Origin of the sequence: Tunturiibacter gelidiferens (assembly GCF_014201335.1) — a bacterium.
Taxonomy (GTDB): Bacteria; Acidobacteriota; Terriglobia; order Terriglobales; family Acidobacteriaceae; genus Edaphobacter; species Edaphobacter lichenicola_E.
The window spans coordinates 1-20,516 of sequence record NZ_JACHEB010000008.1; the positions used below are offsets into that span (position 1 = coordinate 1).

Sequence of the window (20,516 nt, forward strand, 5' to 3'; positions counted from 1 at the left end):
AAGAAGACCGACTTGTCCGTCCACACTCAAGCCCATCTCAACAAGATCGCGCTGCGTCTCAACCAACGCCCGCGAGAGACCTTGGGCTTTCAAACACCGGCGAGTAAACTGCAAGCCAGTGTTGCACCGACCGGTTGAGACCGCCAGGGTTTGCGGGAACTATTGTTCTCAGTTATTGAGAACAGGCCAAATCAATCACTGAGCTGCAGGAATGTGCCACTTACCTCAAAATTCACCTATCCATTCGTACTATTTGCGCTATCCTTTTCGTCATCGGGAGGTTTCTCATGAGCTGCTTCCGTTCCTGCCCTGCTGTGTTCTCCTTCCTCTTTGCCACCCTATTCTTCGCGCAGAATCAGCAGCAGATGCCCCGCGACTATCGCGGCGTTGAAACCAATGTCCCGGGTATCTTTGTCACGCCCGTTCCAAATGCGCCGTTCAGTGCCACCGTCGATATCCTTTCCCACGAAACTCTGCCCGACGGCACCGTAAACACCCGCACCACCACGGCCCATGTCGCACGCGCCTCTTCTGGACGCATCTACAACGAACGTCGCCAACTCGTCCCCGCCAGTTTCAAAGGGGAACCTCAGCTTCTCTCTGCACTCGTATACGACCCATCGAGCCGTCTCAGCATCTTCTACAACCCCTACGAGCATCTTGCGCGTGAAAGAAACTTGCCCAGGCCGCCAGCCGCTCCTGCCAACTCGGTACCGGCATTTACACCACCAAACAATCCCTACTTCAAACAAGAGGACATCGGCACTCAGCCACTTGACGGTCTTACGCTCACTGGCATCCGTAAAACCCACATCATTCCCGCGGCCATGAGCGGCACCGGTAAAGAGATCGCCATCGTGGATGAGTACTGGTACTCATCCGATCTCTCCATCTACATGATCATCAAACACAACGACCCGCGCACCGGCGAACAACTCGTTGCCGTCAGCAATGTAGAACGCCACGAGCCCGCGGCGTCTGTCTTTGCCATACCCGCCAACTACAAGATCGTCGATGAAAATCCTCCGGAGTTGCCTGCCACTCAACAGCCAACCGAAGCGGCACCGGCCCAAAGATAGCTCGGAAACGACCAGGTCGATCTCTTCGAGAGCTTGAATTACAAGGGTTTATGATTGGCTGAGCCGGGTTTCCCCCAGAAAATTGATAGAATAGGAGTCTGTGACTCCGCCCGCCATTCTCGATGATGTGAACGTAGAAATCCCCTCCAGGACTCGTCCAAAAGTAGGTTTTGTCTCGCTCGGCTGCCCAAAAAACCTCGTCGACTCCGAGGTCATGATGGGCATGCTCCACCACAATGGAGCCGAGCTGACGCCTCGGGCAGAAGACGCGGAGATCATTGTCATCAACACCTGCAGTTTCATCGACTCGGCCAAACAGGAGTCGGTCAACACCATCCTCGAGATGGTTCAGCACAAGAAGCAGAATGGCGGAAAAGCGCAACGCATCGTCGTCGCCGGCTGCCTAGTCGAGCGTTACCGCGACGAGATCCAGAAGAACATCCCCGAAGTTGACGCAGTCGTCGGCACAGGCGAGCTCGAGGCAATCCTCGCCGCGGCGGGCCTAACCCCCAGCGGTCATGCGCAGAACAACTCGCCCTTCAACATTCTTCCGCAGGGCACGCCTGAAGCGACTATCCACACCCACGCCATCGGCATGGCTCAGACTGACGGCGAAGTCGCCTACCTCGAATCGGCCTCCCACCAGTTGATCGACCGGGCACCCAGCGCCGTCTCCCAGCACTCGCGCCCACTTGCCGACCCCGAGCACGACCGCGAGATCGCCCCGCAGCTCCGCATCGTGCAGTCGCTCGCCGAGACTGGCACAACCCACGGTGACGAGCCGCTGAACCACACCGGCGACCACATCGCCCACTTGCCCGTCGGCATCGACGCCGGCAACACCAGCCGTCCTGAAGGCGACCTTCGCCAACAACAGGGTCGCTTCTCCCGCGAGTCATGGGACGGTGCCACAGCCGCACTCCCCGAGTATCTCTACAACGACGCCACGCCGCGCATTCTCACCACGCCGCGCGCGTCGGCCTACATCAAGATCGCCGAGGGCTGCGATCACCCCTGCAGCTTCTGCATCATCCCGCAGCTTCGCGGCAAGTTCCGCTCACGCCGCATGTCATCGATCATTGCCGAAGCCGAAAACCTCATCAAGCAAGGCGTCCGCGAGATCACCCTCATCGGCCAGGACACCACCTGCTACGGCGAAGACCTTGGCTTCACCGACGGCCTCGCCACGCTGCTCGACGCGCTCGCCGTGCTCCCTGGCCTGCGCTGGCTGCGCTTCCTCTATACCTATCCCAACAAGGTCACCACGCGTCTGCTCGAGACGATGGCCAGGCACGACACCATCTCAAAGTATCTCGACGTACCGCTGCAACACGCCAGCGCCAGCGTTCTCAAGACGATGAAACGCGGCGGCAGCGCGCAGATCTTTCTCGACCTGATCGCCAAGGCGCGGCGCATCGTCCCCGGCATCGTCGTCCGGACCAGCTTCATCGTGGGCTTCCCTGGCGAAACCGAAGCCGACTACAAAGAGCTCGAAGCATTCATCACTGCCGCGAAGATCGACTGGCTCGGCGTCTTCACCTACTCCGATGAAGAGGGTGCCGCGGCGTTCAACCTCGCCGACGACACCAAGGTCCCCAACCGCACCATTCAGGCTCGCCGCCGCAAACTGATGAAGCTCCAGCAAAAGATCAGCACCAAGGCGAAAGCCGAGTGGGTAGGTCGCGAGATCGACCTCCTCGTCGAAGGCGAATCCGAAGAAACCGAACTCCTCTGGGAGGGCCGTACCTCGCTCCATGCGCCCGAGATCGACGGCAAGGTCTTCATCAACGACTTCGGCCCGCACGAGACTCTAGTCCCCGGCACCTTCTACCGCGCCGAGATCACCGAGTCCCACGACTACGACGTAGTCGCCCGCATCCTCGAATAAAAAATCGTAAGGCTACGACGGAGCAACGACTTCGAGCAGCAAATTGTCCCCGTCGCGCATCTCAAGACTCTTGCCGCCGCTTCGGGTCAACGTGATGACTCCTCCAACCGAGCGCAACGAAGTATCGCTCTCAAAGCCATACAGCCCTGTTGCTGTCGTTGAAAAGACTCCCATCGCTCGCGGCGGAAAAGATCCTACTGGCAAGGCGTAAACGCCGAAGTAGTCCGCGTGCCCAACAGTGCGCACTCCGCGCCCGACCACATCACCCACCCAGCCCGACCGGGCTACCTGATCGCCGCCCACCTGCGTCGTAGTCCAACTCGCCTCGCTCGCATTTCCGCGGTCCGCCCCACCCTGGACGGGCAGAAACGTTTCGCCCACCTGCACGAAGTTGGCTATGGCGATCGCTCGAGTATTCACCGCAACCGCCTGCTTTAGATAGCGCAGTGTGGTGAACTCGATCGACAAAATCGCTGGCGACGCGGCCGTGCCATCTCCCGCGACCGATGCGACAACCTTCCCCTCCAACTCGGCACCGCGATTGAGATAAGTCGTGTTCGTCACTGGAACTCGTTGCGTCATCTTCACAACAAACGTCAGGCCCACGCGCGTCTTCCCAGCACGTAACGTCCGCCCCAGACGCACCGGCAGAGTCAACCCAACCGGCAACGGTTCGAGCTTCGCCACCGAGACACTTCGCTGGTCCTCTTTCGTGGTATTTGAAGCGGCCGGAGCGCTCTGAGCGAAGCTCGAAGCCGTTCCACTGGAGAGCAGACTGGCAATGAGAAGAACCCCTGCCCAGCCCGAGGACAAGCCTGCACACCGATCGACCGTTCTACACATCGGGCTTCTCCTGCGTCTTACTCTATGAGATGCGCCGTTATTACGACGAAAGAGTTAAAATAACTCTGTCATGTCGAACAAATCTGCACCTGCCAAAATCAAGACCCTGCGCTGCCCCACTTGCCGCAACATTGTCCTCGCCACCGGCGAGGACTTCCCCTTCTGCTCCGACCGCTGCCGCCGCATCGACCTCGGAAAATGGGCCAGTGGCGACTACAAGATCTCCACGCCCATCCAGGACCCCGATCTCCTCGAAGAACTCGCTCGCTCGAACAAACACAATCGCCAGAACGACGACGACGTGAACTAGTGGCGAACTCCAACGTCCAGATTCATCCCCCCGCAGAAAAAAAGACCCTCTGGGCGTGGCTCATCGGCACCTTCTTCGGAGCGGGTTTATTGAAGCCGGGCCCCGGCACCTATGGCAGCATCTCTGCAGTCCTCCTCTGGTACGCCGCCGCACACCTCCTCCACCCAGCGCCCGCTGCGCTCGCCATCGGCACCACGATCGCCGCAATCCTCGCCACGCTCATCGGCATCCCCGCCGCCACCATCGTCGCAAACGAGTCTGGACGCGAAGATCCCGGCCACGTTGTCATCGATGAGGTCGCTGGCCAACTCATCGCGCTCATCGCCATCCCCGTCGACTGGCAGCACGCTGCACTCTCACTTCTGCTCTTCCGGTTCTTCGATATCCTCAAGCCGCCTCCCGTCCGTCAACTCGAACGCCTTCATGGCGGCACCGGCATCATGCTCGATGACGTAGGCGCTGGCATCTACGCACTCGCCGTCGCACAACTCATCCATCTACGCTTCTAACTCCCTTCCCGTCAGACGAGAGTTGCGCTCCCCACCGCAGCCGTCTACGCTACTTTCAGGCCCATGACCACACTTCGTTCCCTTCTGACGCCCGACAAGCCCGACGCACCAGCGCCGCATCTCGACCGCGTTTCTCCCCTTGCGGCCATGCCCGGCGGAGAGATCGACGTCCACGGCGCGCACCTCGAACCTCGCGGCACCTTCGTTCCACGAGCGACCATCGGCGACATCTCCGCTCCGCTTCTCCTCAGCCGCCCCACTCGCGCCACCGTCCGCGTCCCTGAAGGTACCATCACCGGCGACCTGATCCTGCATCGCAGCGGGCAGGCTAGCAACCCGCTCAACGTGCGGATCGCCGTGCCTATGGCGGAGAATCTTCATCCCGTCGCCAACCCGGCGGTCGATGCCGACGGCAACGTCTACGCCACCGTATCCGGCGCCCGTGGCCAGGCCGTGCCGGTCTCCGTCTTCCAAATCCAGCGCGACTTCCAGATCCGTCCCTTCGTCCGCGAGGTGATGAACGTCACCGGCATCGCCTTCGGCCCCGACGGCTACCTCTACGCCAGCTCCCGTGCTGAGGGCACCGTCTACCGCGTCTCCCCCGACGGCGTCGCCTCCACCTACGCCGAGGGTATGGGTATCGCCACCGGCATCGCCTTCGACGGCGACGGGAACCTCTACGTCGGGGACCGGTCCGGCACTATCTTCAAGATCAGCCGCGGGAACATCGACGGCACCAGCGGCGAGATCTTCGTCTACGCGACGCTCGAACCCAGCATCGCCGCCTACCACCTCGCCTTCAACGACGCCGGAACCCTCTTCGTCACCGGCCCCACCACCTCCTCAAACCAGGTCATTCACGCCATCGACCGCGACGGCAATGCGACCGTCTTCTATCAGGGGCTTGGCCGTGCCCAGGGGTTAGCGTTCGACGTGGACGATAACCTCTACGTCGCCGCCAGCCTCCACGGCCAGCGCGGCATCATCCGCATCGACCGCCATCATCAGGCGACGCTCGTCGTCTCCGGCAGCAACCTCGTAGGCCTCGCTTTCCTGGAAGACGGCAACGCCGCGCTCGCCACCCGCGACGCCCTCTACCACGTAGCACTGGACGTTGAAGGCCGGCGCCTCGTATAGATATGTCATGCAACCGACAGAAGCTGAAAATTTTGTTTTGATCGTTGAGTCCTATGCAATCTGGCGTCCGATCTCCGTCGCCAGAATGCCCGTGCATTACGTAAAATCTAAAGCAGCCGGAACGCATTGCGCCTAAACTGATCTGGATGTGCATGCCTCACGTGTGAGGAAAATATTTTGGAATCGCGGCTTTACAACAGGCTCTTATTTAGGCTCCTCGCTCTACCCGTTGCAGCACTTGCCTTTCTCGCTCTGATCCTTGGATACGGTCTGCAACGTGTCGAAGAAAGCGCAAGCGCGGTCGACCGCGCGGACGTTGTCCTTCTTCACGTAAACCGGCTCACTAAATTGATTCTCGATGAGGAGACTGGGCTGCGCGGATTTCTCCTTACCCGCAACCCCGTCTTTCTGGAGCCTCTCCACTCCGCAGATCTACAGATTGAACCCGAGTTCGATACCCTCTTCAAACTTGTTCACCGTCCCGAGCTGATCGAACGATTGCGTCACCTTCAGCAAGGCCATAAGCAATGGGAGCTGGAGGCTTATCACGAGATCGATGCCTTTCCTCAGGACCCGGGGACGCTCGAGCATCATCTCCTCCAACGCAAGCAGGATATGGACATTCTGCGCGCTCAGATGGATGAGTTTCAGAACATTGTGACGGGGCGACGCGCCGAGCGATCTGCCGAAAATATTCTCATCAACCGGAATGCGCGAATTATCCTCGTCCTCGCCGTCACACTCATCGCTGGTCTACTCGCATGGGAGACACGGAGAATCTTCCGCATCCTCACCTCTGCATTCAATCAGCAGATCAGAGAGATCAAGCAACGCGTCGACGAATCCTACGCGCGAGAGCAGTGGTTGAACACCACCATCCGAAGCATCGGAGACGCCGTCATCGCCTGCGACACTGACGGAAACATCGTCTTCATGAACCTCATCGCCGAGCAGCTCACAGGTTGGCAAGAACACGAAGCCCATGGCCTCTCTCTGCACACAGTCTTTCCGATCTTCAATGAAGACACACGCGCAGCGGTCGAAAATCCGGTCGACAAAGTGCGCCGCCTCGGCACCGTGGTGGGCCTCGCCAATCACACCTTCCTCGTCTCCAAGAGCGGCGCCGAAATCTGCATCGACGATAGTGGTGCGCCCATCCGTGACAGCGCCGGCAAAATGATTGGCGTCGTCCTCGTCTTCCGCGACATTACCGAGCGCCGCATGTCCGAGGGTGCGCTCATGCGTGCCGAAAAGCTTGCCGCCGCCGGTCGTCTCGCCGCCTCGGTCGCACACGAGGTCAACAATCCTCTCGAGGGGCTTACCAACCTCGTCTACATCGCCCGCCGATCTGACGAGCTCGACGAGGTTCGCCATCTTCTGTTCCAGGCTGAAAATGAGCTTAGCCGCATCGCTCACATCACCCGGCAGTCACTCGGCTTCTACCGCGAAACCTCGATCGCCGCGCATTTCAGTCCTGCCGCCATCGTCCGTGAAGTCAGCGACTTTTACGCCAACCGCGCCACAACTCTTGGCGTCACCCTTCTCGTCAATACCAACACCGAGCGCGAAGTCCTGGGTGCCGCGGGAGAGCTTCGTCAGGTCCTCTCCAATCTCCTCGCCAACGGTCTCGACGCCTGCTCGAAGGGGGACACGATCCGCCTGGAGGCAAACTCCGCCACCGACCCTCGCGATCCCACGCGGCTCGGCGTACGCATCTCCGTTGCCGACACGGGCCTCGGCATTGCTCCCGAGCATATCGACAACATCTTCGAACCCTTCTTCACGACCAAGAAAGACACCGGCACCGGCCTCGGCCTGTGGGTCTCCCGCGAACTGGTCGAAAAGCACGGCGGCAGACTCCGCGTCCGCTCCCGCAACTTGGCTCCAAAATGCGGCACGGTCTTCTCCATCTTCCTGCCCATCCAGGGAGGCCCGGCCACGCTGGCAAAACTCAACGGACACCAGCCGCAGAACAACCTCACAACAAGTTAAATCCTCGCTGCTTCAGGCCGCCTGCATCATCTAATTCACAGAGGTACTCATGCTGAAGGACGATGCTTCCTCCGCCAACACCGGCGTCTTCAATCTTCAGAAGATCGCTAAAAGTTTTCCAGACAGCGCCAGCACCATGCTGATCGACACGCGCCTGACCGACGAGCTTCACGCCAGCTCTCGCGTCTTTCGTGTCTACCATCCAGTTGGAGCGCACTATCACGCCACCTGCGACGAATATCTCGTCGTACTCTCTGGCCGCGCAACGTTTTTCCTCGGCGAAGCTCCGCCCTTCGAGGCCGGCCCCGGGCAACTCATCTTCTTCAAGCAGGGCACGATCCACGGCACTCCCGAGATTCTCGAAGAGCCCTTCGTCGTGCTCGCCGTCGATACACCACGCCGTGATCCCAGCGACGTTCACTTCGTAAATCCAGCCGACGGAACCCCAGACACCTTCATCCAAAGCAAACGCCTTTATTGAGCATTAGTCAGGTTCTAAGCGACCGAGCTTCTACGAAACCGTCCCGCAACGCATATCATCAACACAAAAGCCATTCACACGGCGTAGAAAGCTCACCATCCCACATGATCGCTGAAATCATCGCTGTCGGTTCCGAGATGCTCACACCCTTCCGTCAGGACACCAACTCCCTCTACCTCACCGACGGCCTCAACGACCTTGGCGTACAGGTCGCCTTCAAGTCCATCGTCGGCGACAACTTCGCGCACCTCACCAGCGCCGCCTCCATCGCCATCGCCCGCGCCGACATCGTCATCTTCTCCGGCGGCCTGGGCCCCACAGAGGACGATCTCACCCGCGAAGCAGCCGCCGCCGCGCTCAATCTCAAGCTCAGCTCCAACCCCGCCATCCTCACCGATCTCTACAAGCGCTTCGCCGCGCGCCAGATGGTCATGCCCCCCAACAACGCCAAGCAAGCCGACGTGCTCGACGGGGCCACCATCCTCAACAACCCCAACGGCAGCGCGCCCGGCCAGCTTCTCGACACCACCATCATCGACGCCACCGGCAAGCACATTCGCAAGATCGTCATCCTCCTTCCCGGCCCTCCACGGGAATTGAGGCCCCTCTTCGACACCGAGGTCAAGCCACGCCTCGCCGCTGCCCTGCCTCCTCGCCATCTAGCCAAACGCCTCCTTCGCATGGCCCTAATTCCCGAGTCGCACGTCGACTCCCGCACCGCCCCCATCTACACCCAATACCCCGACGTCGAGACCACCATCCTCGCCGGCGGAGGCGAGATCCAGCTCCACTTCCTCTGCGCAAAGCCCACCCTCGCCGAAGCCAAGCAACGCGTCGACGAGCTCACTGAAAAGATAGAAGCCGAGATGGAAGACTCCGTCTTCTCCTCGCACGGCGAATCCCTCGAAGAGGTCGTCCTGCTCAACCTCGGCCTCCGCGACCTCACACTTGCCACCGCCGAAAGCTGCACGGGCGGTCTCCTCGCTCAGCGCCTCACCGCGATCCCCGGCAGCTCGCGTTATTTCCTCGGCGGTGCAGTAGTCTACAGCGACGCGCTCAAGACCATCTTCGCCGGCGTCCCTCCCGAACTCGTCGCAACCAAAGGCCCCGTCTCCCCCGAAGTAGCACGCGCACTCGCCGAAGGCATCCGCATCCGCACCGGAGCCTCGCTCGGCATCTCGATCACATGCATCGCCGGCCCCGGTCCCGGCGCTCCCGGTCCCGACGCCGAAAAGCCCATCGGCCTGGTCTACGTTGCGCTCGCCGACGCCCAAAACACCCAGGTCAAAGAGCTCACCCTCCGCGGTGACCGCGAGATGATCCGCCTGTGGGCAAGTCAGCACGCCCTCGAGCTGATACGCCACCACATCCTCTAGCAGAAAACCCACCAAAGCCATCGCCCCGCCGCACTTGGTAGACTCATTCGGACGACAATGAACCCTTGGCTCCTCTCCATTCCGCTTGCCTATCTTCTTGGCTCCATCCCCTTCGGCTATCTCCTGGTAAAAATCTTCCGCAACGAAGACATACGCGCCACCGGCAGCGGCAACATCGGCGCCACCAACGTAGCCCGTAGCGGAGCCAAAGGCCTCGGCATCGCCACTCTTCTTCTCGACGCGGGCAAGTCCTTCCTCGCCGTCAAGATCGCCCAGCATCTTGCGCCCGGCGACTGGGACCTCGCCATCGTCGTCGCCGTCGCGGCGATTCTCGGGCACGTCTTTCCCATCTGGCTCGGCTTCCGCGGAGGCAAAGGCGTCGCCAGCGCCCTCGGCATCATGCTTGCTCTCAGTCCCGCGGCAGCCGCCTGCACCTTCGGCGTCTTCCTCGCCGTTGTCCTGGTCACCCGCTACGTCTCCCTCGCATCGATCATCGGCTCAGCAAGCTTCCCCCTCTTCGGCCTCTACTTCATCCCCCACCGATCCCCGATCGTCATCGACGGCATGCTCTTCATTCCTCTTCTCGTCATCATCAAACACCGCGAAAACATCCGCCGCCTTGTCGCTGGCACCGAGAACCGCTTCGGCAAGAAAAAGGCGGTAGTATGAGCCGCATCGCCATCCTGGGCGCCGGCGCCTGGGGCACAGCCCTTGCTCTCTCCCTCGCCCGTCGTGGCGGACACGAGCTGCTCCTCTGGTCACACTCTCAGGCGCTCGCCGAGCAGCTCAGCGTAGCCGGCGAAAACCTTCGTTACCTACCCGGCTTCACGCTGCCCGTAGATATCCACATCACCTCAGATCTCCCGCGCGCAATCTTCGAAGCTGACATCCTCCTCTGCGTCACGCCTTCGCAACATCTGCGCGGCGTCCTCACACACATCGCCCCGCTGCTCACGCGGAACCAGATCATTCTCAGTGCCAGCAAAGGCATCGAGGAGACCAGCTACCTCCGCATGTCGCAGGTCGTCGCCTCCATCGCCAGCAACCCCTTCGCCGTTCTCAGCGGTCCCTCCTTCGCGCAGGAGGTTGCCGCCGGCATGCCCACGGCCGTCGTCGTCGCCTCAACGGTCCCGGGAGTCGCACAGACCATCCAGCGTGACTTCACCTCGTCCACCTTGCGCGTCTATACCAACGAGGACGTCCCGGGCGTCGAACTCGGCGGATCGCTCAAAAACGTCATCGCTCTCGCCGCCGGCGTCGCCAACGGCCTCAACCTCGGCCACAACTCCTCCGCCGCTCTCATCACGCGCGGCATCGCCGAGATGACCCGCCTCGCCGTAGCCTGCGGTGGCCGTCGTCAAACCCTCGCCGGCCTGTCGGGCGCTGGCGACCTCATCCTCACCTGCACCGGCTCTCTTTCTCGCAACCGCACCGTCGGTATCGAACTGGGCCGCGGCCGTCAGCTTCCCGAAATCATTGCCAGCCTGAATGGCAAGGTCGCAGAAGGAGTCGGCAGCACCGCCGCTGCCCTCGGCCTCGCCGCACGCTACGCCGTCGAGATGCCCATCACCGAGCAGATGGACGCCATCCTTCACCACAACAAAAATCCCAAAGAGGCCATCCGCGAACTGATGACCCGTCCCGGCCGCGACGAATAGTCCGAAGGTTTTTTCCCGCGCGCAAGCAATCAAGCCGTTTTTACGCCTAAGCTGGTACGCATGCATAATCACGACCACGAACACGGACACATCCCCCCACCTGACCTTCCGCAGCACAAGACGTACATGGGATTTCGTCCTCATATCTTCATCGGAGGCCTCGTCCTCATCGCGATCCTCTTTCTGTATCTCCTCCTTCTCGTGCGCCCTTCTCTATGGCCATCATCCGCCCAGCCCACTCCCTCATCCACTCCTGCCCCGGCACCAACGAACTGACCCACACGACAACTGCAGGATTTGCGGTTGGAATGTAAATCCAATCGCACTGCTTTGCATCCAAAGAACGTGACTGACCCTGCTCGTTCCGACTGCGATCTAACCCGCGAAGAACGTCTACCAAACTGAGCTGCACTAAGGAGAAAGATGAAGATTCTCGTTGTTGGCGCTGGCGCTGTGGGCGGTTATTACGGAGCACGACTCGCAGAGGCCGGACGCGATGTCACCTTTCTCGTCCGCCCTGCGCGCGCCGCGCAGCTTCAACGCGACGGCCTACGCATCCTAAGTCCCCACGGCGACCTCACGCTCAAGCCGCAGACCATCACAAGCAGCGAGATCACCAGCCCGTACGACTTCATCTTCCTCAGCGTCAAAGCCCAGGCTCTTGATCAGGCGATCAAAGACATGACGCCAGCGGTTGGTCCCGAGACAATGATCTATCCCGTACTCAACGGCATGCGCCACATACACACACTCGCGTATAGCTTCAGCGAGCAGGCAATCCTCGGCGGAGTCTGCATTGTCTCCACGGATCTCGACGAACAAGGCCGCGTCGTGCAGCTCAACCCGCTGGACAAGATTATTTACGGTGAACGCAGCGGAGAGATCACCCCGCGCATTCGTGCTCTCGACGAAACCCTGCGCAACGCCGGTTTCGAGACAGAACTCGCCACTAACATCATTCAGGCCATGTGGGACAAGTGGGTAACTATCGCATCCTTCGGTCTCATCACTTGTCTGCTCGGCGGTCCCATTGGCGAAATCAACGCGCTCTCCGACGGCGAACAGACCGCCCTCCTGGCCGTGGACGAGTGCGCCGCGATCGCTAAAGCCTGCGGCTTCCCGACCTCGCAGGCAGCCTTGGAAATTGTCCGCAGAGTAATTGCGCAGAAAGACTCAAAGTTCACCTCGTCCATGTACCGCGATCTGCGCAAAGGTGCACCCGTCGAAGTTGAAACCATCCTCGGCGACCTGCTCGACCACGGGCACGCACACCAGATCGAAGCACCGCTGCTTCAAGCCAGCACCGTCCGCCTCCGCGTCTACCAGAACTCAATCAAGTCGTCATAATCCTTCCAGATAAGCCGAGCCGCCATAAAGTCAACGCATGAAGCCTCAAACAGCCTGCGCGTTGACCTCCACGCCTCATCGGCCCGAGATTGCTAAACTAACTACAGCATGGCCTTTTCCCTCTTCGGCAAACGCGACAAACCCGAGCAGCAACCCGACCAGCCCACCAACGTGGCCGCCGTAGAGCCGGAGGAGCCGAAACGCGGCTTCTTCGACCGCATGAAGCAGGCGGTCACCCGCACCCGCGAGAGCTTCTCCGAGTCCATCAGCTCCGTCATCGCGCTCACCCGCGAAGTCGACGAGACGACCCTCGTCGGTCTGGAGCCCATCCTGCTCGCCGCCGACCTCGGCGCCCCCACCACCGCGCTCGTCATGGAAAACCTGCGCCAGCGCGCCCTCCGCGTCGGCATCCAGGGCGGCGACGACCTCAAGCGTCTCCTCAAGGCCGAACTCAAGCAAGTCCTCGATAACGTAGCCCGTCCCATCACGCACCCAGCCACGCCGCCCGAGGTCATCATGATGGTCGGGGTCAACGGCACCGGCAAAACCACCACCACCGGCAAGCTCGCGGCCCACTTCACCGCGCAGGGCCGCACCGTTCTCCTCTGCGCCGCCGACACCTTCCGCGCCGCCGCGATTGAGCAATTAGAAGTCTGGGCCCAGCGCTCCGACGTTCAGATCATCAAAACCAAGCAAGGTGGCGACCCCTCAGCCGCGCTCTACGACGCCTGCGCCGCCGCCAAGGCCCGCAACACCCAGATCCTTATCGTCGACACTGCCGGCCGCCTCCACACCAAGACCGACCTCATGAAGGAGCTCGACAAGATGCGCCGCACAGCAGAAAAGCTGATACCCGGCGCACCACACCAGACCCTCCTCGTCATGGACGCCACCACCGGCCAGAACGGCCTCACCCAGGCCCGCCTCTTCACCGAAGCCGCCCACGTCACCGGCATCGTCCTCACCAAGCTGGACGGCACCGCCAAAGGCGGGATAGTCTTAGCCATCGCCACCGAACTCAAGCTCCCCGTCATCTACGCCGGCATCGGCGAAAAGCTCGAAGACATCATCCCCTTCGACAGCGGCAGCTTCGTAGACTCCCTCATAGACTAAAGCGCAATCGCCCACCAAAAGGTAGACAAGTCACGAAGTGACCGCCCCACGCGCAGTGGGCCCGTCCGGCGGGACACACAATTGTCCTTACCGAACAGGCCCTAACGCCCACAGCCGCTATTTCTCAGCAGTCAGCTTCAGATCACGCGACGACGAGCCCACCCGCACTCGTCTCGCATCCGACCGCACCCACTTCTTCTCCGCCACCGACCAGTACTCCAGCGCGCGCGGAGACACATGCATCTTCACGTCCTTGCTCTCCCCCGCCGCCAGCGTCACGCGATCAAACGCAGCCAGCGTCTTCGGCGCAAACTGCACTCCCTGAAGCTGCTTCGCCGGAGCATCGAGATAAACCTGCGGCACCTCATCACCCGCCACGCTCCCGGTATTCTTCACCCGCACCGAAACATCCAGTCCGTGATCCGAAGCCTTCGCTACCTTCAGGTCCGAGTACTCAAACGTCGTATACGAGAGCCCGAATCCAAACGGAAACAGTGGCTCGATCTTCTCTTTATCGAACCACCGATACCCGACATCCACACCTTCCGAGTAAGTCGTCTTCCCATCCACACCCTTCGCCGACCGCTCCGGATGCGCCGGGTCATTCGCAGCATAATCGGTCAACTGCTTCGCCCAGGTAAACGGCAACCGTCCCGCCGGATTGACCTTCCCCAGCAGAACATCCGCTGTAGCCCATCCGCCTTCATCGCCCGTCCACCACATCTGCACCACGCCCTTCACCTTACCCAACCACGGCATCGCGACAGGCTGGCTCACATTCATCACCACAATTGTGTTCGGGTTCACAGCCGCAACCTCATCCACGAGCCTGTCCTGCTCTCCCGGCAACGCAAAGTCCGGCTTGCCTCGCGTCCACACAAACACCACCGCCGTATGCGCCTTCTTCGCCGCATCGATGGCCGCCTTGTGGTTGCTCTCCCGCTGCTCCGGCGTCATCCAGTTCAACCGAATCTGCTCCGGCGCCTTCGAAGTATCGCCGCTCGCCATCACCGTGATCGAATGCGGCCCCGCAGTCAGACGCACCGCACGCCGCACATTATCCAGCCCATCAACAGTCGGGAAACCATTGTCCTGCGTAGCGTATTGGATATCGCCATGCACCGTTCCCTTCGCCGCACCCGTCTGCCCGATGCGCTTCCCATCGATCAGCAGCCTGCCCCGCGCACCCAGCGCCTGCAGATAGAGCCAGTACTCCCCTTCGCTCGGCACCGTCAGCGTTCCCTTCCACGTCACCGTGCCATCAGCAGGAAGCGACTTGCCATTGCTGTGCGTAAAGTCCAGCTGAGCATCGACCGTCTCTCTGGCCGAACTCTCCGTACGCAGCAGCCCCGGCGTTCCATCGTGCGAAAACGCCGATGCCGGCACAGGCACGCCCGTCATATCGTCGTCCACCGCAAACGAGATGTTGGCCGATGGAGCGCCCTTCTTCAACGCATCCAACGGACCAATCTGCCTGTCGGTTAACCCAGGACTCCGCTCGCCAAACGTACCAATCGCCGCAATCTGCAAAGCTCCCGGCCCAATCAGCGCTAGCGACTGCAGATCATCATTCTTCAGCGGAAGCGCATGCTCATTCTTCAACAGCACCGCCGCATCCTCCGCCGTCTTCCGAATCACAGCAGCGTTCTCTTCGATGGCCTGCGGCGTCACACCATGCTTCTGCTTGCCATCCAGATATCCAAAGCGATCGATCTCATACAGCACTCGCCGCGCCGCAGCCGTAATCGTCGCCTCCGTCACGGTGCCGTTCTTCAGCGCCTCCCGCATCGTCGTCTTGTCGTTATCGCGCGGGAACGCGCCCATATCCATCCCGGCTCCCTGTGGCTCCTCCGGAATGGGGCCACCAAGAATGCCGGTGAGCTCATCCATATCCACCGGCTTATTCGAAGGTGGCTCCGGCGGAGCAGTCACAAAATAGTTGTTGATGAACGCCTTGAATGGACTATCCGCCTCTGCAGCACCGGGCATCTCCATATCCAGCCCTTCGTTGAGAAACAGGACGCTGTGCACTCCGCCCCAATCGGAGGTCACAAACCCCTTGAACCCCATCTCATCCTTCAGGATCGTCTTCAACGTATCGCTGTTGCCGCACGCAAACGGCCCATTGATGCGGTTATAGGAGCACATCACGGACGAGGTGCCTGCCTTTATCGCCTCTGCAAACGGCGCAGCATAAACCTCGTGCAAAGTTTGCTGGTCGATGAAGACGTTGTACGAGTTCGAGTCATATCCCACATAGTGTTTCGTCTGCGCCATCACGCCTTGGCCCTGCGCCCCTCGAATCTCGGCAGCACCCATCACACCCGTCAAAAACGGGTCTTCACCAAACGTGTTGTAAGCGCGGGCAAATGTAATATCGCGATCGATATTTACAAACGGCTGCAACACTACATCGATGCCAAGCGACCGCGCCTCGCGGCCAATCACCACACCATTCGCCTCGGCGTCCTTCGTGCTGAATGTAGCGGCAACCCCCATCGTCGCCGTCTCGGCCTGCCCCGGAACCCGCGTCAACAATCCCGGCGGTCCATCGGCCATGCGCAGCGAAGGCACATGCAGTCTCGGAACTCCGGGCAGATATCCAGCCTGCCCCTGATAAACAGAAGGATCCTCAAGCCCACCGCGAATCAGGTCCATCTTCTCTTCCAGCGTCATCTGCTTCAGCAACCGGTCCACCCGAGCCTCATCCGCATGCTCTGCTGGAACCGCCTGACCCCATGACCCCACGCTGAAAACGCTCAATGCACCCAGACAAAAAACGACTGCGAGATACTTACTCTTCCTCAACGACATAGCCGACTATCCCTTTTCTTCCGCATAGAATGCTGGTCTTTTGATCTTTCTTCGTTGATAAGAAGAGAACCCTCCATCAGGGCCCCCACAAAAACTCACTCGGGCTGCGATCGCAGACCGACAAGCCTCGCGCAACAGCCTTCATCTTCAACTACGTGACAAAACGCTTTTTCAAGTTCGAGGATTGTAGCCTAGACGACGTAAAACTGACTCATTCAACTATTTAGCCGCCCGAGTGAGTGGCCGCGAATCGCCACTTCCAGTTTCATCGAGCTAGACGCTTCGTCGATGGGTCTTTCAGCATTCCATGGACGCTCGAAATCGTGTCAAGCCCCATACACATCAAAACCCACGCCAGACAAGGAGATTCACGTGGCGTATGAGTTATGCCCAATCCGTTATACTTGTTCTATAAATGACAGAGGGGTTCCGATCTTCGGAGCCCCTTCCTCGATTAATGAGCTAACTCTTTTGGAAAGACGAATTTAGACGTAAGTCCTTTGAATAGACGATTTTATAGAGAGATCCCTCTCGTAAATGTAACAAAAATAAGGCATTTACACGAAGGCAACCGGGGGGTACACCCCCGCCGGATCAGCAAAGAGTCTCAGATCCGAAACAAGTCGAAGACCGAATGGAACAATCGCAACTAACCCGTGCCGAGCAGGATCAGGCGTTTATGAAGCGAGCCCTCAAGCTCGCAGCCGAGACCACAGCTCTCGCCTCGCCGAATCCACAGGTAGGCTGCGTCCTCACTCAGACCCCGCCCAGCGGAGGCACCCCAAAAGTCATCGGCGAAGGCGCGCACCTCTACGCCAACCGCGATCACGCGGAGATCGTCGCCCTCAAGCAAGCCGCACAACGCGGCTTCTCCACCATCGGAGCCACGGCCTACGTCACCCTCGAACCCTGCAGCCACCACGGCCGCACCGGCCCCTGCGCCGACGCGCTCATCGCCGCTGGAATTCGCCGCTGCGTCGCCGCAACCCAGGACCCGAACCCGCAAGTCAGTGGTCAGGGACTAGCCAAACTTCGCGTCGCAGGCATCGAGGTCACCGTCGGCGTCTTGCAGCAGCGGGCTCGCGATCTGAACGATGCCTTCGCCCATTTCATCCAGCACCGAACCCCCTTCGTCACCCTCAAAGCTGCACTCTCGGTGGACGGCAAGCTCGCTCCTCCCTCCGCCTCGCGCTTCCCCAACCAGCCCCACTGGCTGACTGGCCCCGCCGCACGCTACGAGGTCCAACTCCTCCGCCACGACGCCGACGCTGTGCTCACAGGAATCGGCACAGTCCTCGCTGACGACCCTCAACTCACAGACCGTAGCGGCCTCCTCGGCCCCAACAACCTGCCCCGCCGCCGCCCACTCCTCCGCGTCATCCTCGACTCTCAGCTGAGAATCCCTCTCTCCTCGCAACTGGTACGCTCAGCCGACAACGGCGAAGACTCGGGCCACACAGACCTGCTGATCTTGTGCAGCAAAACCGCACCAAGCGCCAAAATCGCCGACCTCACCGACCTCGGCGCCCAGGTCGAGACCATCCCCGAGCACGGAGGCCATCTTAGCCTCCCTTCTGTCCTCGCTACTCTCGCCGAGCGGAACATCCTCAGCCTGCTCCTCGAGTGCGGCTCCCACCTCAACGGTGCCTTCATCCAGCAAAACCTCATCGACAAGGCCGTGCTCATCTACGCCGAAACCGAACTAGGCGACCAGGCCATCCCCTTCGCCCAGGGCATCGCATCCCCCTATCTGTTCGAGGAGTCGCTCCATCGCGTCACCCGCGCGAACTATGGCCCCGACGCCTGCGTCACTGGCTACCTCCACGACCCTTGGCGCACTCAAGTCGCACCGTCATCGAAAGCGATAAGCTAAAACCATGTTCACTGGACTGATCGAGACCACCGGCACGCTTCTGGCCATCACGCCAACCGCAGGCGCCACCCGAATTACCATCGCCTCGCCCACGCTCACCGCGCGCCTCAACACAGGCGACAGCATCGCGGTCAACGGTGTCTGTCTCACCGCGCTTAGCATCGAACCCAACGCCTTCCCCCCGCGCTTCTCCGCCGACCTCGCCGCCGAGACCATCGCCCGCACCACCCTCACCCATCTGCGCCCCGACGCCGTCGTCAACCTCGAGCTTCCCACGCCGGCCGGCTCGCCGCTCGGTGGCCACGTCGTCCAGGGCCATGTCGACGGCACCGCCACGCTGCTCTCACTCTCCGCCATCACCCCGGACCAACCCGAAACCGACTGGCGCCTCCGCATCCAGCTACCCGACGTCCTCACCCGCTACGTCGTGCCGCAGGGCTCCATCACCATCGAGGGCATCAGCCTCACCGTAGCGTCGATCGAGGGCACCGAGGTCGAGGTCGCCATCATCCCCCACACCTACGCCGCCACCAGTCTCCACACCCTCACCCCCGGCTCCCCCCTCAATATCGAGGTAGACGTCCTCGGCAAATACGCAGAGCGCCAGCATTCACCAGATAGATTCCAATTGACCGAGGAGTACCTCATAGCCAACGGCTACTAACTCCGAAAACGCGGCAATCCGCAAAAGAAAAAGCGCAGCTCCTGAAGAGCTGCGCTTTGTTATCGCCAACGTTCGAAAAACTAAATCGAACTCATGTTGTGCAGAAACTCCTGATTGTTCCGCGTCTTCGCCAGCTTGTCGGTCAACAACTCCATCGCCTCAACCGGCGACAAAGGATTGAGCACCTTCCGCAGAATCCAGGTTCGCTGCAGATCCTCTTTCGGAATCAGCAACTCTTCCTTACGCGTACCGGAACGCTGAATGTCGATCGCCGGGAACACTCGCTTATCCACCAGCTTGCGATCCAGAATCACTTCCATGTTGCCGGTTCCCTTGAACTCTTCGAAGATGACTTCATCCATCCGCGAGCCGGTATCGACCAGCGCAGTCGCGATAATCGTAAGCGAACCACCCTCTTCGATATTGCGAGCTGCACCGAAGAAGCGCTTCGGTCTCTGCAGCGCATTCGAATCCACACCGCCTGAGAGCACCTTGCCAGAAGGCGGAACAATCGTGTTGTAAGCACGGGCCAGACGAGTGATCGAGTCCAGCAGAATCACCACATCGCGCTTGTGCTCCACCAGGCGCTTGGCTTTCTCAATCACCATCTCAGCAACCTGTACGTGTCGCGCCGCTGGCTCATCAAAGGTCGACGAAATCACCTCACCCTTCACTGACCGCTGCATGTCGGTGACTTCTTCCGGTCGCTCGTCGATCAGCAACACGATCAGCACGACTTCAGGGTGGTTCGCGGTAATGCTGTTCGCAATCGACTGCAGCAACATCGTCTTACCGGTACGCGGCGGCGCCACAATCAACCCACGCTGCCCCTTACCAACAGGAGTCAACAGATCCATCACACGGCCTGAGATGTGCTCGCGAACGGTCTCCATCTTCACCCGCTCCTGCGCGTACAGGGGGGTCAGGTTGTCGAACAAAATCTTGTTGCGCGTCTCTTCGGGCGATTCAAAGTTGATCGCCTCGATCTTCACCAGCGCAAAATACTTCTCGCCCTCATGCGGAGGACGGACATTTCCACTGATCGTGTCACCAGTCTTCAGGTCAAACTTACGGATCTGAGAAGGAGAAACATAAATATCATCGGGACCAGGCAGGTAGTTGTAGTCGGGAGAGCGAAGGAAGCCGTACCCATCAGGCAGAATCTCGAGCACACCTTCAGCAAAGATGTGTCCTTCTTTTTCACTCTGCGCCTGCAGAATCTTGAAGATAAGGTCCTGCTTGCGAAGGCCGCTGGTTCCGGCAATGTCGAGACCGCGTGCCAGTTTACCCAGCTCCGCGATATTGTGTTCTTTTAACTCAGAAATAGTCATGTTTACCTGGAAATTTGAATTTTAGGAGGGATTGTTTGGAACTGAGGCGGGATTCTGCTTGACGGGGGGTCGTGCGGAAGGCCAAACGTTTTTTTGATGTG

The 20,516-nt window shown here is 60.2% G+C and carries 18 protein-coding genes and 1 pseudogene; 16 read left to right on the top strand and 3 right to left on the bottom strand.

Annotated elements, in window-relative coordinates:
* The 3 genes and pseudogenes from HDF14_RS27845 to rimO form a co-directional block, all read left to right on the top strand.
* A pseudogene (locus tag HDF14_RS27845) lies at positions 1-138 on the top strand (IS30 family transposase); the annotation flags it as partial.
* Between the two features lie 149 nt (positions 139-287).
* On the top strand, positions 288-1,079 hold the full coding sequence (locus HDF14_RS16270; protein ID WP_183978684.1) for a hypothetical protein: 792 nt from the start codon (positions 288-290) through the stop codon (positions 1,077-1,079).
* A 100-nt stretch (positions 1,080-1,179) separates the two neighbouring features.
* Positions 1,180-2,967, top strand: coding sequence for a 30S ribosomal protein S12 methylthiotransferase RimO (rimO, locus tag HDF14_RS16275; RefSeq protein ID WP_313899606.1), 1,788 nt, complete (start codon positions 1,180-1,182; stop codon positions 2,965-2,967).
* A gap of 12 nt (positions 2,968-2,979) precedes the next feature.
* Here rimO and HDF14_RS16280 read toward each other — a convergent pair whose 3' ends face one another.
* Complete coding sequence (locus HDF14_RS16280; RefSeq protein ID WP_183978686.1) at positions 2,980-3,810, bottom strand: hypothetical protein; 831 nt, start codon at positions 3,808-3,810, stop codon at positions 2,980-2,982.
* Between the two features lie 70 nt (positions 3,811-3,880).
* On the opposite strand from HDF14_RS16280, the gene HDF14_RS16285 reads away from it, so the two are divergent.
* The 11 genes from HDF14_RS16285 (at position 3,881) to ftsY (ending at position 13,733) form a co-directional block, all read left to right on the top strand.
* On the top strand, positions 3,881-4,120 hold the full coding sequence (locus HDF14_RS16285; protein WP_183978688.1) for a DNA gyrase inhibitor YacG: 240 nt from the start codon (positions 3,881-3,883) through the stop codon (positions 4,118-4,120).
* Positions 4,120-4,629: a phosphatidylglycerophosphatase A family protein gene (locus tag HDF14_RS16290; protein WP_313899607.1), complete on the top strand. Its 510-nt coding sequence runs from the start codon at positions 4,120-4,122 to the stop codon at positions 4,627-4,629. Before HDF14_RS16285 ends, HDF14_RS16290 begins: the two co-directional genes overlap by 1 nt.
* Positions 4,630-4,692: 63 nt before the next feature.
* Complete coding sequence (locus HDF14_RS16295) at positions 4,693-5,766, top strand: gluconolaconase (RefSeq protein ID WP_183978692.1); 1,074 nt, start codon at positions 4,693-4,695, stop codon at positions 5,764-5,766.
* Positions 5,767-5,943: 177 nt separating this feature from the next.
* The gene (locus tag HDF14_RS16300; RefSeq protein WP_183978694.1) at positions 5,944-7,758 is read left to right on the top strand and encodes an ATP-binding protein; all 1,815 of its coding nucleotides are present in this window, start codon (positions 5,944-5,946) and stop codon (positions 7,756-7,758) included.
* Between the two features lie 49 nt (positions 7,759-7,807).
* The gene (locus HDF14_RS16305) at positions 7,808-8,239 is read left to right on the top strand and encodes a cupin domain-containing protein (RefSeq protein WP_183978696.1); all 432 of its coding nucleotides are present in this window, start codon (positions 7,808-7,810) and stop codon (positions 8,237-8,239) included.
* Positions 8,240-8,343: 104 nt separating this feature from the next.
* Positions 8,344-9,615, top strand: coding sequence for a competence/damage-inducible protein A (locus HDF14_RS16310; RefSeq protein WP_183978699.1), 1,272 nt, complete (start codon positions 8,344-8,346; stop codon positions 9,613-9,615).
* A gap of 57 nt (positions 9,616-9,672) precedes the next feature.
* Positions 9,673-10,284 carry a glycerol-3-phosphate 1-O-acyltransferase PlsY gene (plsY, locus tag HDF14_RS16315; RefSeq protein ID WP_183978701.1) on the top strand — a complete coding sequence of 204 codons (612 nt, stop codon included), beginning with the start codon at positions 9,673-9,675 and terminating at the stop codon, positions 10,282-10,284.
* Positions 10,281-11,273 (top strand): NAD(P)H-dependent glycerol-3-phosphate dehydrogenase, encoded by a 993-nt coding sequence (locus HDF14_RS16320; protein WP_183978703.1) that lies wholly within the window; start codon positions 10,281-10,283, stop codon positions 11,271-11,273. Before plsY ends, HDF14_RS16320 begins: the two co-directional genes overlap by 4 nt.
* Positions 11,274-11,333: 60 nt before the next feature.
* A complete protein-coding gene (locus HDF14_RS16325; protein WP_183978705.1) occupies positions 11,334-11,549 on the top strand; it encodes a hypothetical protein in 216 nt (71 codons plus the stop codon).
* A 147-nt stretch (positions 11,550-11,696) separates the two neighbouring features.
* Positions 11,697-12,620, top strand: coding sequence for a ketopantoate reductase family protein (locus HDF14_RS16330; RefSeq protein WP_183978707.1), 924 nt, complete (start codon positions 11,697-11,699; stop codon positions 12,618-12,620).
* Positions 12,621-12,728: 108 nt separating this feature from the next.
* Positions 12,729-13,733 (top strand): signal recognition particle-docking protein FtsY, encoded by a 1,005-nt coding sequence (gene ftsY, locus HDF14_RS16335; protein WP_183978709.1) that lies wholly within the window; start codon positions 12,729-12,731, stop codon positions 13,731-13,733.
* A 117-nt stretch (positions 13,734-13,850) separates the two neighbouring features.
* Here ftsY and HDF14_RS16340 read toward each other — a convergent pair whose 3' ends face one another.
* On the bottom strand, positions 13,851-16,547 hold the full coding sequence (locus HDF14_RS16340; protein ID WP_183978711.1) for a beta-glucosidase: 2,697 nt from the start codon (positions 16,545-16,547) through the stop codon (positions 13,851-13,853).
* 634 nt (positions 16,548-17,181) lie between these two features.
* Here HDF14_RS16340 and ribD point away from each other — a divergent pair.
* Both ribD and HDF14_RS16350 read left to right on the top strand, forming a co-directional pair.
* On the top strand, positions 17,182-18,420 hold the full coding sequence (ribD, locus tag HDF14_RS16345; RefSeq protein WP_183978713.1) for a bifunctional diaminohydroxyphosphoribosylaminopyrimidine deaminase/5-amino-6-(5-phosphoribosylamino)uracil reductase RibD: 1,239 nt from the start codon (positions 17,182-17,184) through the stop codon (positions 18,418-18,420).
* 4 nt (positions 18,421-18,424) lie between these two features.
* On the top strand, positions 18,425-19,084 hold the full coding sequence (locus HDF14_RS16350; protein ID WP_183978715.1) for a riboflavin synthase: 660 nt from the start codon (positions 18,425-18,427) through the stop codon (positions 19,082-19,084).
* An 80-nt stretch (positions 19,085-19,164) separates the two neighbouring features.
* Here HDF14_RS16350 and rho read toward each other — a convergent pair whose 3' ends face one another.
* Complete coding sequence (rho, locus tag HDF14_RS16355; RefSeq protein WP_174336882.1) at positions 19,165-20,415, bottom strand: transcription termination factor Rho; 1,251 nt, start codon at positions 20,413-20,415, stop codon at positions 19,165-19,167.
* Between the last annotated feature and the right edge of the window lie 101 nt (positions 20,416-20,516).

What these genes read in the sequence shown, in the direction of transcription:
- rho (WP_174336882.1), bottom strand. Translation starts at nt 20,415, where the DNA reads ATGACTATTTCTGAGTTAAAAGAACACAATATCGCGGAGCTGGGTAAA.
- HDF14_RS16330 (WP_183978707.1), top strand. Translation starts at nt 11,697, where the DNA reads ATGAAGATTCTCGTTGTTGGCGCTGGCGCTGTGGGCGGTTATTACGGA.
- HDF14_RS16270 (WP_183978684.1), top strand. Translation starts at nt 288, where the DNA reads ATGAGCTGCTTCCGTTCCTGCCCTGCTGTGTTCTCCTTCCTCTTTGCC.
- HDF14_RS16350 (WP_183978715.1), top strand. Translation starts at nt 18,425, where the DNA reads ATGTTCACTGGACTGATCGAGACCACCGGCACGCTTCTGGCCATCACG.
- HDF14_RS16320 (WP_183978703.1), top strand. Translation starts at nt 10,281, where the DNA reads ATGAGCCGCATCGCCATCCTGGGCGCCGGCGCCTGGGGCACAGCCCTT.
- ribD (WP_183978713.1), top strand. Translation starts at nt 17,182, where the DNA reads ATGGAACAATCGCAACTAACCCGTGCCGAGCAGGATCAGGCGTTTATG.
- HDF14_RS16305 (WP_183978696.1), top strand. Translation starts at nt 7,808, where the DNA reads ATGCTGAAGGACGATGCTTCCTCCGCCAACACCGGCGTCTTCAATCTT.
- HDF14_RS16310 (WP_183978699.1), top strand. Translation starts at nt 8,344, where the DNA reads ATGATCGCTGAAATCATCGCTGTCGGTTCCGAGATGCTCACACCCTTC.
- ftsY (WP_183978709.1), top strand. Translation starts at nt 12,729, where the DNA reads ATGGCCTTTTCCCTCTTCGGCAAACGCGACAAACCCGAGCAGCAACCC.
- HDF14_RS16285 (WP_183978688.1), top strand. Translation starts at nt 3,881, where the DNA reads ATGTCGAACAAATCTGCACCTGCCAAAATCAAGACCCTGCGCTGCCCC.
- HDF14_RS16340 (WP_183978711.1), bottom strand. Translation starts at nt 16,547, where the DNA reads ATGTCGTTGAGGAAGAGTAAGTATCTCGCAGTCGTTTTTTGTCTGGGT.
- HDF14_RS16325 (WP_183978705.1), top strand. Translation starts at nt 11,334, where the DNA reads ATGCATAATCACGACCACGAACACGGACACATCCCCCCACCTGACCTT.
- HDF14_RS16295 (WP_183978692.1), top strand. Translation starts at nt 4,693, where the DNA reads ATGACCACACTTCGTTCCCTTCTGACGCCCGACAAGCCCGACGCACCA.
- plsY (WP_183978701.1), top strand. Translation starts at nt 9,673, where the DNA reads ATGAACCCTTGGCTCCTCTCCATTCCGCTTGCCTATCTTCTTGGCTCC.
- HDF14_RS16280 (WP_183978686.1), bottom strand. Translation starts at nt 3,810, where the DNA reads ATGTGTAGAACGGTCGATCGGTGTGCAGGCTTGTCCTCGGGCTGGGCA.